Origin of the sequence: Aequorivita vitellina, from assembly GCF_022008365.1 — a bacterium.
Taxonomy (GTDB): domain Bacteria; phylum Bacteroidota; class Bacteroidia; order Flavobacteriales; family Flavobacteriaceae; genus Aequorivita; species Aequorivita vitellina.
Genome location: NZ_JAIRBA010000010.1, coordinates 21,342 through 36,011 on the forward strand (window position 1 = coordinate 21,342; position 14,670 = coordinate 36,011).

The following is a 14,670-nucleotide window of genomic DNA, read 5'->3' on the forward strand; positions in this document are numbered from 1 at the left end:
CTTTAGGTTAATTCAGATTTGATATTTGTGATTGTCAATAGTAACAATGTTGTTTTTAATCACCGTGAACATAGAAAATCCGATTGCACCCTTTTAGGGGCGGGGCAAAACAATCGGATTTTCGATCTTTTCTTTCGACCACGACTTACTCTGTTATTAAATTAAATGCTCCTTTGGTCAAAAACTCCATATTTGGTTCAAAATCAGCTGCATTGAGTATTTGGGTAAACCCATTGTTCGTGGCTCCTATTTTCACCAATACCCTTTTGAAATTTGTGCTATCTTCTTTCACAAGCACGAAAAAGTCATTGTCAATGTTTGCGACCGCTTCTGATGGCAATGCAGGATGTTCTGCAGTTGTGGTCAGGATTTCTGCTTCAATGTACATTCCGGGAGCAAAAAGTTTTACTTCTTCTTCATTCGCCAAATCCCCGTGAATATTTACGGTCCTATCCTGTGCGTTTATTGTCTTGTTGACCAAATGGACTACACCCTTATATACTTTGTCCGTGTCGTTTTGCAATCTCACATTGATTTGCTGACCTACTTTTACAATAGGAAGGTCCTTTTCAAAAATCTTCAATTCTATATGGAGGTCGTCTGTATTGGTAACAGTTACGGCAATATCCGAAGGGTTTAGGTACATTCCTTTACTTGCATTTACCGAAGTTGCATAACCTGATAATGGCGAAGTCACACTGATTACCGACCTAATGTTTTCGCCAGTTAGGGTATTCGGATTAATGTTCATAAGGCTCAACCTCTTTTTAAGGGATTGGTATTGTGCCATAGTCACGGTATAATCCGATTCCGCCTTTAAAAAAACCTTTTTTGAAGTCACATTATCGGTCATCAGCTCTTTCTGGCGTTCATAATCCGATTTCAAATAGCTCAAACGTCCTTGGGCTTCTAGGAAATCCTGTTGTACCTGGACATATTCCGGATTTTCAATTGTGAACAATACCTGTCCTTGTTTTACCGCATTCCCCGGCAATAGATTGATTTCCTTTACGTAGCCGGCAAAGTAGGCACTAACATCTGCTTGGTTCTGTGGCGGCACTGCGAACATGCCGTTGGCTTTCACAACAGTGTTAAACTTCTGCATCGATATTTTGCCCAATTCCATTTTGCCGGATCTGAACTGGTTTTCGGTTATGGTAATTACTTCTTGGTCTGTATTCTCTATGGTGGTTTCTGTATTGGCCGCTTCTGTTTTTCCTTTTGAATTACAGGAAGCCAGCGTTAACATTAGCAATAGAAGAATGCTTGTTAAGATTTTCAAATTGGTGAAATTGTTGACTGTATTTTTCATCGTTAATTGATTAAATAGTTTAATTCTAAAACCGTTGCGTTATACGCGTTCAGGTTTTGTAAATAGTTTATTTGAATGTTTTTTGCACTTTCCAATAGCTGCACATACTGCAGGAAATCTATCTCTCCGTTTTGAAATGATTTTGATGCACTCGTAGTTAGTTCTTTTGCAAGTTTGCCACCTGTGGTTTCATAATAATCAACGCCTTCCTGAAATTTGTTTAAATCGGACAACAGGCCTTGATACCTTGATTCCAGTTGAATCTTGTAATTTTCAGATTCATCAATCATTATCATAGTTTCTGTTTTTGCGGCATTGATTTTCGCTTTGTTCGCCCCAAACCATAAGGGAATCGATACGCCCGCTTGAAATCCATTATATCGCTTTGCATCCAATCCATTGTTGGTGCCCTGGAAGACTGATATATGCAAGTCGGGAAGCAATCTTTGCCTTTCCAAAGAGAGGGAGGCTTTGCTCAATTTTTGAGCTGTATCATAGTAAAGAATCCCGGGATGCTTACTAAAATTAGGTGGTTGCAATTCCAGTCTGGGCAAACGGTTCTCCTCTATGGTAACCAACGAATCCGTCTGCATCCATTGATGTAGCATCGTAAATGCCTTTGCTACGTCTTCTTCTGTTTGTGAAAGCAAGATGGATATTTCTTTTTGCTTGGTCTCTGCCGTTAGTTTTTCCAATAAATTGGTTTCCCCCACATCATATCGCTTATTGGCAGCTCTGGAGAATTGCCCATAAAGACTGTCCAAAAAAGTGTATTGTTGCACAAGACTATTATAGTAAACCACATTGTAATAGGCTTTATAAACCTCTTTGGTCAAGATTCTTTCATTTAACAGATACTGTTGGGTGGACAACTCAACTTTTTGTTTTTCTACCTTTCGTTGTGCCCCATAAATAGTTGGGAACTGTATGGATTGAGTCACCCCAAAAACATCCAATGGACGACCGTTTTCGGCAATGTTGTTTTCGTCATAATTATAATATACCTGAGTTTTGTCCAAATTGAAGGCGCTTCCTACCAACTGTTTGGATTGGTCTATCCTTTTGGCAGAAGCCTTAAGTCCGTTATTGTTTTCAATGGCTATTAGTACTGCTTGTTGGGCATTAATAGGGTTTTGTTGGGCAATGGCAAAAACAGGCAAGAACAAAAAGGCAATAACTCCAAGAGCTTTAAAATTTACTTTTTTCTTAACCTTAGGATGATGTCCCTTTCTGTCGAACATTGCATATAAAATTGGCAATACCACTAGAGTTAGTGCAGTAGCAGTTATCAATCCTCCTACAACAACTGTTGCCAACGGCCTTTGCACCTCTGCACCGGCCGAAGTTGAAATTGCCATCGGCAAAAAGCCTAAAGCTGCTGCCGATGCTGTTAATAATACAGGACGTAACCTATTCTTTGTACCCATTAAAATTCGCTTGTTAATATTGGTTATCCCGTGTGCTTTGAGTTCCTTAAATTCTTCGATCAATACAATACCGTTTAGCACGGCAATTCCAAAAAGAGCAATAAAGCCAACACCTGCCGAAATACTAAAGGGCAGATCCCGTATATACAGTAACATCACGCCTCCAATGGCAGATAAAGGAATGGCACTATAAATCATCAAGGCTTCTTTTACGGAATTGAATGCAAAGTAGAGTAAGACGAAAATCAGAACCAGCGCAATAGGTACGGCAATTTTTAATCTTGCCGTTGCCGTACGAAGATTCTCAAATTGCCCTCCATAGCTTATCGAATAGCCAGTTGGCAACTTTATATCTCTTTCAATAATGGTTTGAACATCTTTTACTACCGATTCCAGATCACGGTTACGGACGTTCACCCCTACAACTATACGTCGCTTGGTATCATCGCGCGAAATTTTTGCCGGTCCCTTGGTGTAACCTATTTTGGCGAATTCACTTAATGGCAGCTGCATTCCATTGGGAAGAGCAATCGAAGCCATCTCTAAATTTTCGATATCCTTTCTTTGGTCTTGGTCATAACGAAGCACCAGATCAAATTGCTTTTCACCTTCGAAAACTGTTCCTGCGGTCATTCCTGCAAAACCCATTGTGACGACCTTGTTCAAGTCTTCAATGTTCAATCCGTATTTTGCAATTTTTATGCGGTCGTACTTCACGGACATCTGGGGCAGTCCCGCAGTTTTCTCTACAATAATATCGGCAGCTCCTTCCACGTTTTGGATCGCCTTTTCAATTTCCAAAGCTTTTTTGTAGAGTATGTCCAGATCCTCTCCAAAAACCTTAATGGCCAAATCGGCACGTACACCCGTAATCAGCTCGTTAAATCGCATTTCTATAGGCTGGGTAAATTCAAAATCAACACCTGCTATCTCCGATAAGGCCTCTTTAAATTTATCTGCCAGTTCATTTTTAGTCTTGGCAGATACCCATTCGCCTTTTGGTTTTAGTTTGATTATAACATCACTTTCTTCCATGGACATTGGGTCTGTAGGTACTTCGGCAGCACCGATCCGACTGACAACTTGCTCTACTTCTGGAAACTTTTTCAGTATTTTTTCCATTCGGGTTGTTGCTTCGATAGTTTTGCTCAATGAAGTTCCGGTTTTCAATACAGGTTGAATTACAAAATCTCCTTCATCTAAGGTTGGCACGAATTCCCCTCCCATTCTCGTAAATAGAAATCCGGTAAACACCAATAGTCCTACTGCAATGCCCAGAACCAATTTCTTTTTACGCAACGCCCAGGAGATGGTAGGCTGGTATTTCCTTTCCAAAAAATTGATCAGTCTGGATGAAATAGTCCTTTTTTCGGTATTGGTAGGTTTGATGAACAGAGAAGCCATTACCGGGATATAGGTAAAACACAGCACCATAGCGCCAATAAGGGCAAAAGTGAATACCAATGCCATAGGCCGGAACATTTTACCTTCTACATTGACCAAGGATAAAATGGGTATAAATACGATGATTATGATTATTTGCCCGAAAACGGCGGAGTTCATCATTTTAGTAGCACCTTGAAAAGTAATGCTATCTATTAATCCTTGTCTTTCGTTTTTGGGAAGTGCCAATATCTTAGCTCGTTGACTTGTTATTTTAAAAGCAATAAATTCAACAATAATTACTGCACCATCGATGATAATCCCGAAGTCTATCGCCCCTAAGCTCATCAAGTTGGCATCTACGCCGAAGAGGTACATCAGGGAAAGTGCAAATAGCAACGATAATGGAATGACGGAGGCAACGACCAAGCCAGAACGCAGGTTACCCAAGAGTACCACCACAACGAATATCACAATTAAACTCCCCAGTATCAGGTTTTCGGCAATTGTAAAAGTGGTTTTCGCGATAAGTTCACTTCGCTCTAGAAAGGGATTAATGGAAATGCCTGGGGGCAATGAGGATTGTATTTCGGCCACGCGTTCTTTTATCGCTTCGATAACAGCATTGGAATTGGCATCTTTGAGCATCATTACCTGGCCCAATACTTTTTCTCCTTCACCATTTCCCGTGATCGCACCAAAACGGTTGGCGTGACCAAAACCTACTTTAGCAATGTCTCCAACATAGACCGGCACGTCTCCTTTATTTGTTACTACAATATCTTCAATGTCCTGTAAGGAACCCACAAGACCCTCGCCCCTGATAAAGTAACTCTCATTCGCTTTCTCAATATAACCGCCGCCAGCAACGCTATTGTTTTTTTCCAATGCATTGAACACATCAAAGATGGAAACGTCCATAGCACGGAGCCGTTCAGGATTAATGGTCACTTCGTATGTCTTTAGATAACCTCCCCAAGTATTTACTTCTACCACACCCGGAATGCCGGAAAGTTGCCGTTTTACCACCCAATCCTGAATGGTGCGCACATCGGATAATGAATACCGTTCCTTGTATTTTGGATCAACGTCGATTATATATTGATATATTTCACCCAAACCTGTGGAAACTGGACCCATAAAAGGTGAGCCAAAGCCTTCCGGTATTTTTTCTTCAGCACTTTTAATTTTCTCCGCGATAAGCTGACGGGGTAAGTATGTACCCATATTATCATTGAAAACAACGGTAACTACGGATAGGCCAAACTTTGATACCGAACGGATTTCTTTTACTCCAGGCAAATTCGCCATTTCCAATTCCACGGGATAGGTCAAAAACTTTTCTACGTCTTCCGTAGCTAAGTTTCTGGAGGTGGTAATTACCTGGACTTGATTGTTGGTTACATCCGGTACGGCGCCAATGGGAATATTGGATAGGGAATAAAGACCAAAGCCAACGATACCCGCAGTAAACAAGAGTACAATAAGTTTGTGGTGGATGCTGTATTGGATTATACGTTCTAACATTTTATGCTGGTTTATTAAAAATTATATCACAAATGTATTTGGCGCATCTAAGAGCCATCTAAACGGTTTCTTAAGATTCGCTTAAGAATTATTATTCCTTGGTTTACCATAAAAACAAAAGCCCCGAACATTGTTCAGAGCCTTTGCCAATCAACCATTAAAAACCAACCATAACATCTAATGGTCAACAGGGGGAATCTATTTTCCTTTTCAAGTGTAGTGTTGCTAATTCTTATATAAAAGTAATAGCGTATTATAAAGTCTTACTAAGGAAATTCTTAAGATTCGCTTAAAATTTAATCGTGAAAGTAGTTCCCAGACCAAATTCACTTTCCACGTGAATTTCTGCATTTATCGCATCGGCAGCCTTTTTGGCTATGGAAAGACCTAGGCCATTTCCTGGAATGCTTCTATGGTTTAGGGCATCGGACCTGAAAAAGTGGTTGAACAAGTTGTTCAAATCCTCTTTTTTAATACCTATCCCTTCATCCTGGACCTTGCAGACAATTTTGGAATCGGTCTCGGTAATCGTAATATGTAGCGTTTTGTTTTCCTTGGAATATTTTATGGCATTGCCGATAATGTTTTCCAAGATTAGATTGCTGTAATATTGGGGTACCAAACTTTCTAGGGCAACGTCATTGTGAAAATCTATTGTGAGGTCTTTTTCTGATATACGTTTTTTACGCCTTGTTAGAATTTCGTCAATTATAGTAGTTAATGGCACCAAAGATTCGTCCACTGTATTGGAGTTGGCATCTAACCTCGCCAGTAGTAAAAGTTGTTCTAATGTAGCAGTCATTCGGTCTATTTCCGTAAGACTAAACTTTATTTTATCTTCATATTCTGTCCGCTCCCTTGGTTTTCGAATCAACACCTCAAGCGTGCCCTTTAATGTGGCCAAAGGGGTACGCAGTTCGTGCGAAGCATCGGAAGTAAATTGCCGCTCTCGCTCAATGGCACTTTCAATACGCTGTAATAACTGGTTGATGCCGGAGGACAATTCGTAGAGTTCGTCTTTATTTTGGGGCAAAACCACCCTTTCATTCAAATTGTTCTTTGTAATCCTTTTTGTGGTTTCGGTTATAATCTTTACAGGTATGATGCCCCGTCCTGCCAGATATCTAGACATAAAATACAATCCCACCAAAAGAAATAAATAGGAAACAATCAAAACATTCCGCAGGCTAAGCAATACCATCTTGGATGATTCCAATGACATTGCGGCCAGTATAAACCCTTTAATTTTACCGTTTTCCTCAATAGGCACCTGTACTTGCCGAATGGCTATACTGTTCAATGTTTCATTAAAATGGCCACCGTAGTTTTGTTGTGGGTTGAAGGTTAGGATCTCTTCCTTAAGGTTTGGCGATTTGTCCATAAATTTGCCATTCTTATTCAGGATCTGAATAAAGACTGGATTTACCTGAACTTCCCGATGTTCTCTCTCCTCCCACTCTCTTTTGTTTCTTACCTTTATGCTATCTCCAACAATTATAATTTCACCCGTATGCCTTTCAGCTTCAAAAGACAAATCGTCATCGAGATTTTGATAGACCGTTTCCTTCACTACAAAATAAACAGCAATAAACGCCACGACCATAATCACGGCAGTAGCTATCATATAGTGCAATGCAATTCTATTTCTAAAACTTAAGTTCATATTTCTTTTGCTACATAGCCCACTCCACGAACGGTTTGGATATAGTTTTCATCCTCTCCAAGTTTTAGTTTTTTCCGAAGGGCATTAATATATACATCGATAACCCCAGTGTTGTATTCAAAGTGGATGTCCCAAACACTTTCAATGATACGCGACCTTCGGCAAACTATACCCTTGTTGCGCATAAGGTATTCCAGAAGTGCAAATTCTTTTTGCGTAAGACTAATTTCCTCCTCAAATTTAAAGACTTGATGGGTGGCGGTATTCAGTATAATGTTTCCAAGTTTAAAAACGGAATGTTCCCCAGATTTAGGACGCAATTGCACCTTGATCCGTTCTAAAAGCTCTTCAAAATGAAAAGGTTTTTTGATATAGTCGTTAGCACCGGCTTGAAGTCCGAAAATGGTTTCATCAAGGGTGTCCTTTGCCGTTAAAAATATGACAGGTGTTTCCTTAAACTCCTTTCTGAATTGACGACAAATTTCGATGCCGCTCATTCCCGGAACCATCCAATCCAACAGCAATAAATCATATTCCCCCGAAAGGGCCAGTTGAAGGCCTTTCTTGCCTTCCTCTGCAATATCTACGGCATAGGACTCCTCCTCCAAGCCTTGTTTGAGGAAATTGTATATGCCGGGTTCATCTTCTACGATTAAAATTCTCATGCTCAATTTTCAATGTTCAATTTTCAATGTTTAATACTCAACGTTCAATGCTATTTAGGCATGGACAATGGACAAACTTGCAACCTGAAACCTGAAACTTGCAACCCTTGTCCACCGAAGCTTCAGCGAAGGTGGATGAAACCTGCAACCTGAAACCCTATTTAGGTTTCTTCAGACTTTTTGCTGGATATTCCGATTCCATTTCTTTCATTGTATTTGCCACCCAGGTTTGTACCAATGATTTTTGATCGGCAGTCATCACTGCATCGCGATGGATGAAGGTGTAGGATTCCATTGGCATTTCACCTTCTTTTACTTCCTTCCCTATTTCCTTGAATTTCTTGTATTGTCGCCAGACCGGATACTCCATAAAGGTAGAAAAATTCAATTCATCTTTACCTTCTACTATGTGATCATCAAGCCACCAGGCAACAGGTTGAATATTGGAATACCAAGGATAATGGGTTGTATTGCTATGGCAATCGTAACAGGAAACCTTTAGGATTTGCTCTACTTCGGGGGGAATTTGATACTTCGCTGTAATTTGGTTTGCGGCAATTTCTTCACCTGAGTTTTTTGCGGGCCTTATAAATTGAATCGCAATGAATGCCATAATTACAATTACCAGAATTACTTTTAAAACCTTTTTCATCTTTTTCGTCTTTAAGAGATTAGACATATATAAAACATTCAATACTAAAATGTTCCACAAAAGTTGTAATTCTAAATTAAGCTAAGATTTGGTATTTCTTAAGATTGGCTTAAAATTTATCAAATACCATTTGGCGGTATTCTTGTCTTAGAGAGCATTGTATTTTATGATTCATTTATAGCTATTCGTTTAAAATCTACCAATCTGCAATGTGTCGAAAACAATCAGACATTGCTAATAGTGTTTATAGTGCCTGAAATTGAACAAGACAATTTTACTGTATTATAGATGGTTCCAAACTTTTCAATGTTCTTTTTAAGTAGGTCTGTATTAAGTTTTTTATCATTGCTGAAAATTGTCAAACTGTAACTTATACCGTCCATTCGTGGCGGATTTTCAAGGCGTGTTGCATTGACTTCAACAGTAGCTTTTGTATAGGAAAATTTCATCATCTCTGAAAAGCGTTCAACATTCTTCAACATACACGCAGCAAAAGCTCCCAAGAATAATTCGGCTGGATTGGGCAGCGTTTCAGCAGTTTTTGAAGTAGTTCCAAAATCTATATCCGACTGTTTTATATGAATAACAGCATCCTGATTTGAAGTGGATGAGGCTGTGATTTGATATTTCATGGTATGTGTTTCAACTAGTTTAAAAGTGACAATACTTCACAATATAACTTAGAACCTGCCGGCTGGTAAGTCTTTCGTCTTTTTTCTTTTACCTACCCTGCTTCTGCCCTTATCTAATCTTCCTTTTTAGTGCCACTCACTATCTTCGAGACTATTCCTTTATGGACTGTAAATTCAGCTAGAAGTACACCTGAAATATGGATTACAATAAATCCAATCAAGTAATAAAGGCCCAGCACATGTATTTCTTCCATCGGTTTTTTTAACTCTTTTGAACCCAATTCAATTATAAGTCCGGTAATTAATGAAGTAACCACACAGAGGTAAAAAATGATATATGTCCATTTTTGAAATTTCTCCTTTATGGATAGATTTTTAGCAAAAGGATTTTGGATTCGCATATGTCCAAATGCAGGAAGTATGAAACGAATACTAAATAATCCAACCAATACATAACCAACGTAAATGTGCCAATCCCACATGGGCTGTCTTATCTTTTTTGCCAGAGCAATGAGTTGGTCCTGAGTTAAAACCTGATCGGTACCACTCAAATAATCTTGTATGATTTCTGCCACATTATACTTGTTCATCCATGTTAACCGCAAAAAAATCGTAATCAACAGCAGCAGGAATGAAACTGCTATCGCCCAATGGATTATTCGATAGATTTTAGAATACTTTGTTTTTTCCATGATGTTTGTTTTTAATAATGTTTATTTTCTTTTTCAGATAATATTATCTTGTGCAACCTATGCGTGTTTCGTTGGGAGTAAAGTATTAAAAGAAAAATACCTCTCATCCAAAAAATAATTTAGCTAGATAAAATCGAAATCCTCAAAAATTATATTTTCCTTCGGTATCTTAAGGCCCTTAAAATCTTTCAATAGCGCACTCCTCATTTCCTTTGGTCCGCAAATAAAAATGGTCATATTCTTGGTCTCCCCGATATCCCTTACTTTTAAAAATCCGCTTTTATCTGAGCACGATAATGTAACTCGAAAATTGGGCGGTGCTTTTTCCAGCTTTTGGAATTCGTGTAGATGAAAGGCCTCTGCCTCACTATTTACACAGTAGTATAACTCAACTTCCAGCCCTGGCATAGAGTTCTTTTCTAAATCTCTACACCAACTTATAAATGGGGCTATTCCAACCCCTCCGCCTATCCATATTTGCTTCTCTTTGCCTAATTTATAATCAAAACAGCCATAAGGTCCCTCAACCAAGGCAGCACTGTCCAGGGTCAATTTTTTATAAAGATTATTGGTATAGTCTCCCAAAGACTTAACGAGTATATTAATCTCTCCTTCCTTTGAAGCACCACAAATGGTGAATGGATGCGATTCCATGCTAATCCCTTCGTTGACAAATTGGAAGAAACAAAACTGTCCAGGAATATAATCGAAATCAGCAGATTCATTCCGTAAGGTAATTTCCATTGTCCTCTCATTCAACTTGTCGATTTTTACTACTGTGAACGGATATTTTTTCACCGCCCACTTGTGAAATATTGCTTTATACATAAATGCGGACACCCCAAGAATAGAAATAATTATAAAGTAAATTGCCAGCAAGGGTTTTTCTTCATAAAAACCAGCCACACCAAACACATGGGCGATGCCTAAAATAAAAAACAAACCCATGAATTTGTGGGTTATTTTCCACTTGTCATAAGGTAGTTTTATAACCAAGGTAAATAACAATAATGTGGTCAATCCCAACAATGCCCAACTGCCCAAATTTATTTCCATCTTTCTATGGACCGGCAAGAGATACCAAAACGTTTTTGCGATGTTGTCTGGCAACCATCTCACTGCTAACACCACAGGATGAATCAACAACGCAAAAAATGCTAGTTTGCCAATGGTGTGGTGGATCCGATATAACTTATCAAGCCCTCCAAAATATTTTTCTATCACTTTAATCCGGGTAGATAACATAAAGGAAAAGGCGAACAAGGAGAATCCAATTACAGCGAAAAGTTGACTACCATATACAATAATTGGATAGGCATTGTGCTTTATTGTTGTTTGTGGGAAGCTTAACCCCCAAAGAAAAATGGGTAACACAATTACCAGAAAAATCAAAATTAAATATCTATCTCTATTCTTCATGAGTATTTATATTTTCCAGAGCCTCCGTTCATATCATATAAGGGCTCGCGGTGTGTCTCTTATCACACATTCACGTTAAACAAATAACCCACCAATGCTGTCAATCCCATTGCGACAGTACCCCAGAAAGTTATTCTAATTACAGCCCTTTTTACACTAGAGCCTCCTGTTTTGGCAGCTAAGCCTCCTAAAATAATTAGGAATAAAATGGCAGAACCGTAGAGGTAATATTCCAAGTGTTCAAATGGCAGAAATAATGCTACCAACAACGGGAGCACGCCTCCTGCCGTAAAGGCAGCTCCAGAGGCAAGGGCGGCTTGTATGGGGTTGGCCTGACTAATTTCATTAATACCCAGCTCATCCCTAACGTGGGCGGCGAGGGCGTCCTTTTCCGTGAGTTCTTTGGCAACGGTCAGGGCGGTTTGCTTCTTTAACCCTCTTTTTTCATAAATTTCTGCGAGGCGTTGCAATTCAATTTCGGGCATTTCCTCCAATTCTTTTCTTTCCCTCTCAATATCCGCTGTTTCAATATCCGTTTGTGAACTCACAGAAACATATTCTCCCGCGGCCATAGATAAAGCACCGGCCACTAATCCAGCTACCGTCGCCAAGATAACAGGCTCTCTAAAATCACTTGCGGCAGCAACACCTATTGCGATACTTGCCGTTGATAAAATCCCGTCATTTGCTCCCAGTACGGCTGCCCTTAACCAATTGCTACGGTGTATGTAATGACTGTCTAAATAATCATCTGCTAATTCTGACATCTTGTAATTTCTTTTCTGTTATAGTAAATATACAATAGCGATTTGGGCAAGAATGTGACAAAAATCACTTTTGGAAAATTTATAGATATTACTTTTTATTTAACCAACATGCACGGTGAATCCTCGACTAGAGAACTATAAAGTACTTTAGGAAAATTAAGAACAGTTGAAAGCAGATTAAAATGATAATGGCGATTAAAATAATAAACCAAACTATTTTATCTTTCTTGGTAATACTGCACTTTACAGCCTCTACCTTGTTGTTCCCTTTGGCACGTTTTATCCGCCTACTTTCTGACATAAAATGTCTTTTTTGTTTGAAACTTCACCTATACGTATCAAAACATCAAATTCTCCACCTTAAACCTGATTTGACCATAAACCAACTACTTGATAGCATCAATTCATTTACCCAGTAAAAGTTGCAATTATTAATTAAGATTGGATTTGGTATTTCTTAAGATTGGCTTAAAATTTAAAAAGAATGGGTAACAGCTCGATATTTTTATTCTACTGAAAATATTATTCAATAAAAAATTTAGTTTAATAAACTAAATTTAATATCATATCCAATTTCTTCCAAAGTTTCCCATCACGATTACGGGTAGATCAACGTTTTGAACTTCGCCCCGATAGCTCTCAAGATAATCTTTCTCAATAAAGATTTCAACAATTTCAAAATGTTGGATTAGCCTTAGTAGCAGGTGGAATGAGCACTACCGGCAGACAAGAAGGAGATGAACCAAGATCGAAGCAAACGGATATATCCAGGGCCAACTTTTATACTCTCTACAAGCCAACTGATCACTGAATAATGAAAAGGTAATTGAACCTGGCCAAGGGAGGATATTCCGAATTTACTTCCGGATGCACAGAAGTCCGGGCCTATTGGCTATGATACTAAAATATATTGTTCGAATCGCAATTTTCTCGGCAATCATTTCATTTGAATTCAGGCAAGAAATAGGTTCCATTGTAATCTTTAAATCTTTTCTTGTCAGGTCTTTCAAAAGTACCGATTTTAGGTCAAAATGCTTTGCCGCTTAGATATTCATTCCCAAAAAAATGAACACTCTGAAGTTCAGTTAGAGATAGAATGTTTGGCCGTATTTCAAGATAAGTAATTGCAAACGTTCCCACATTTGTCGTTTGCCTTTCCAGTTCAAGCTATATAATTACCTCACTAATTATTTCTGGTTTGAAAAAAGTCTTTATAATATTCGTTAATTATCCATCGTCTTTTACCATTTCAGTCCTTCTATCCGTTACAGAGCGGTCTTCAGCCACCCCTGATTTCCAATAAGAGTAGGCATAAAGTTCCTCCCGCTCCCAGCCCTGCTCTTTGCGTAAATAGTTCCGGATTTCCTTTATGGTCGAAAATTCGGCCGCTACATAAGCAAATCTTGAGGCTATAGGCAATTCTCGTTGTTTTAAAATAGAAGCGAGATTACTACCTTTCTGGGGATGAGAATTGTGTGTCCAGATTATTTCAATATCTGCCTTGGTATCCAAAAACTGTTCTTCATTTTCTCCGTACACCTCCAAAATAGCCACTCCCCTTGCCGATTCAGGAAGATCTTCGAGAATGGCGCCTATCACAGGAATGGCAGTAGCATCACCCACTAAAACATAATGTTCGGCAGGTGAATAAAGTTCTTTTTTTCCTCGCTTCATCATCACCCCTAAAGCATCTCCAGGTTTTGAATTTGCGGCCCAAGCAGATGCTGGTCCTTCATCGCCGTGAACCACAAAATCAATCCAGATTTCCTTTTTTTCCAAGTCAATTCCGCGGTGGGTATATGTACGTATGATGGGTTTTGAATACGTACGGGGATATTCCCAAGATCGAGTTTCAGAATTCATTTTTGGCATTGTGAAATTTTATGTCCCAGCCGGAGGAATGATTATTTTATTGTTAATCCCTACCGTGGTATCCGCGATTTCAGTCACACTTTCACCTGTTAAGAAAATTCTCAGGTAGTGCGGTGTAATATATTCTTTGCGCACTACAGTAAAGGGAGCGGCAATAAAGGGATTTGCCGAAGGGATGGTGCTGTCTTTCATATTTTCTTCTATAATATTTATGCGTGAAGTATTTGAAAATGAACCGAGGACTACAACTTTAGACCAATCTATTTCATCATTCATTTTGCTTATTCTGCAGTTTTCAAACGTATCATTTGGTTCCTGAAAAAAAGTAGCATTCGCCCAAGTGCCACTTACACGTACATGAGCAGGTGCAAGTCCTTTTGCCAAATTCATCAACCTTTTATCGGTAAGATTAATGGGCGACAGTTTTCGGTACAGCGCCTCGTCCTTTTGAGAAATGTCATACGATGAAACGTCTGCCAATTGAGGCAAGCTGTCCATCAGATCATATGGTTCCGTCAGCCCCACTATTGTAAATACGATATTGGCGGTTCGGCTTTTTAATATTTTATTCCTTGTTGTGGCAGTTAGTTTATTGTCAATTTGAAGTGTTTATTAGATCTAATATAAAAACAAAGTCCTTAAAAGTAATGACGTTTGCC

Annotated in this window: 11 protein-coding genes; all 11 read right to left on the reverse strand. The window is 38.9% G+C overall.

The window, feature by feature from the left end; translation table 11 throughout:
- Positions 1 to 145 precede the first annotated feature (145 nt).
- Positions 146 to 1,312 (reverse strand): efflux RND transporter periplasmic adaptor subunit, encoded by a 1,167-nt coding sequence (locus K8089_RS06860; protein ID WP_237602549.1) that lies wholly within the window; start codon positions 1,310 to 1,312, stop codon positions 146 to 148.
- 2 nt (positions 1,313 to 1,314) lie between these two features.
- A complete protein-coding gene (locus tag K8089_RS06865) occupies positions 1,315 to 5,649 on the reverse strand; it encodes a CusA/CzcA family heavy metal efflux RND transporter (RefSeq protein WP_237602550.1) in 4,335 nt (1,444 codons plus the stop codon).
- 289 nt (positions 5,650 to 5,938) lie between these two features.
- Complete coding sequence (locus K8089_RS06870) at positions 5,939 to 7,312, reverse strand: sensor histidine kinase (RefSeq protein WP_237602551.1); 1,374 nt, start codon at positions 7,310 to 7,312, stop codon at positions 5,939 to 5,941.
- Positions 7,309 to 7,977 (reverse strand): response regulator transcription factor, encoded by a 669-nt coding sequence (locus K8089_RS06875; RefSeq protein ID WP_237602552.1) that lies wholly within the window; start codon positions 7,975 to 7,977, stop codon positions 7,309 to 7,311. The genes K8089_RS06870 and K8089_RS06875 overlap by 4 nt, the downstream gene beginning before the upstream one ends.
- A gap of 157 nt (positions 7,978 to 8,134) precedes the next feature.
- Entirely contained in the window at positions 8,135 to 8,629 is a 495-nt protein-coding gene (locus tag K8089_RS06880; protein WP_237602553.1) for a heme-binding domain-containing protein, read from the reverse strand.
- 224 nt (positions 8,630 to 8,853) lie between these two features.
- Positions 8,854 to 9,261 (reverse strand): OsmC family protein, encoded by a 408-nt coding sequence (locus K8089_RS06885; protein ID WP_237602554.1) that lies wholly within the window; start codon positions 9,259 to 9,261, stop codon positions 8,854 to 8,856.
- A gap of 113 nt (positions 9,262 to 9,374) precedes the next feature.
- The gene (locus K8089_RS06890; protein WP_237602555.1) at positions 9,375 to 9,953 is read right to left on the reverse strand and encodes a cytochrome b/b6 domain-containing protein; all 579 of its coding nucleotides are present in this window, start codon (positions 9,951 to 9,953) and stop codon (positions 9,375 to 9,377) included.
- 123 nt (positions 9,954 to 10,076) lie between these two features.
- Positions 10,077 to 11,372, reverse strand: coding sequence for a ferredoxin reductase family protein (locus K8089_RS06895; RefSeq protein WP_237602556.1), 1,296 nt, complete (start codon positions 11,370 to 11,372; stop codon positions 10,077 to 10,079).
- Positions 11,373 to 11,434: 62 nt separating this feature from the next.
- On the reverse strand, positions 11,435 to 12,139 hold the full coding sequence (locus K8089_RS06900; protein WP_237602557.1) for a VIT1/CCC1 transporter family protein: 705 nt from the start codon (positions 12,137 to 12,139) through the stop codon (positions 11,435 to 11,437).
- A gap of 1,227 nt (positions 12,140 to 13,366) precedes the next feature.
- Positions 13,367 to 14,002, reverse strand: a complete 636-nt coding sequence (locus K8089_RS06905) for a siderophore-interacting protein (protein ID WP_338149238.1) — start codon at positions 14,000 to 14,002, stop codon at positions 13,367 to 13,369.
- A gap of 18 nt (positions 14,003 to 14,020) precedes the next feature.
- Positions 14,021 to 14,509 carry an SIP domain-containing protein gene (locus K8089_RS16630; RefSeq protein WP_338149239.1) on the reverse strand — a complete coding sequence of 163 codons (489 nt, stop codon included), beginning with the start codon at positions 14,507 to 14,509 and terminating at the stop codon, positions 14,021 to 14,023.
- Positions 14,510 to 14,670: the final 161 nt, after the last annotated feature.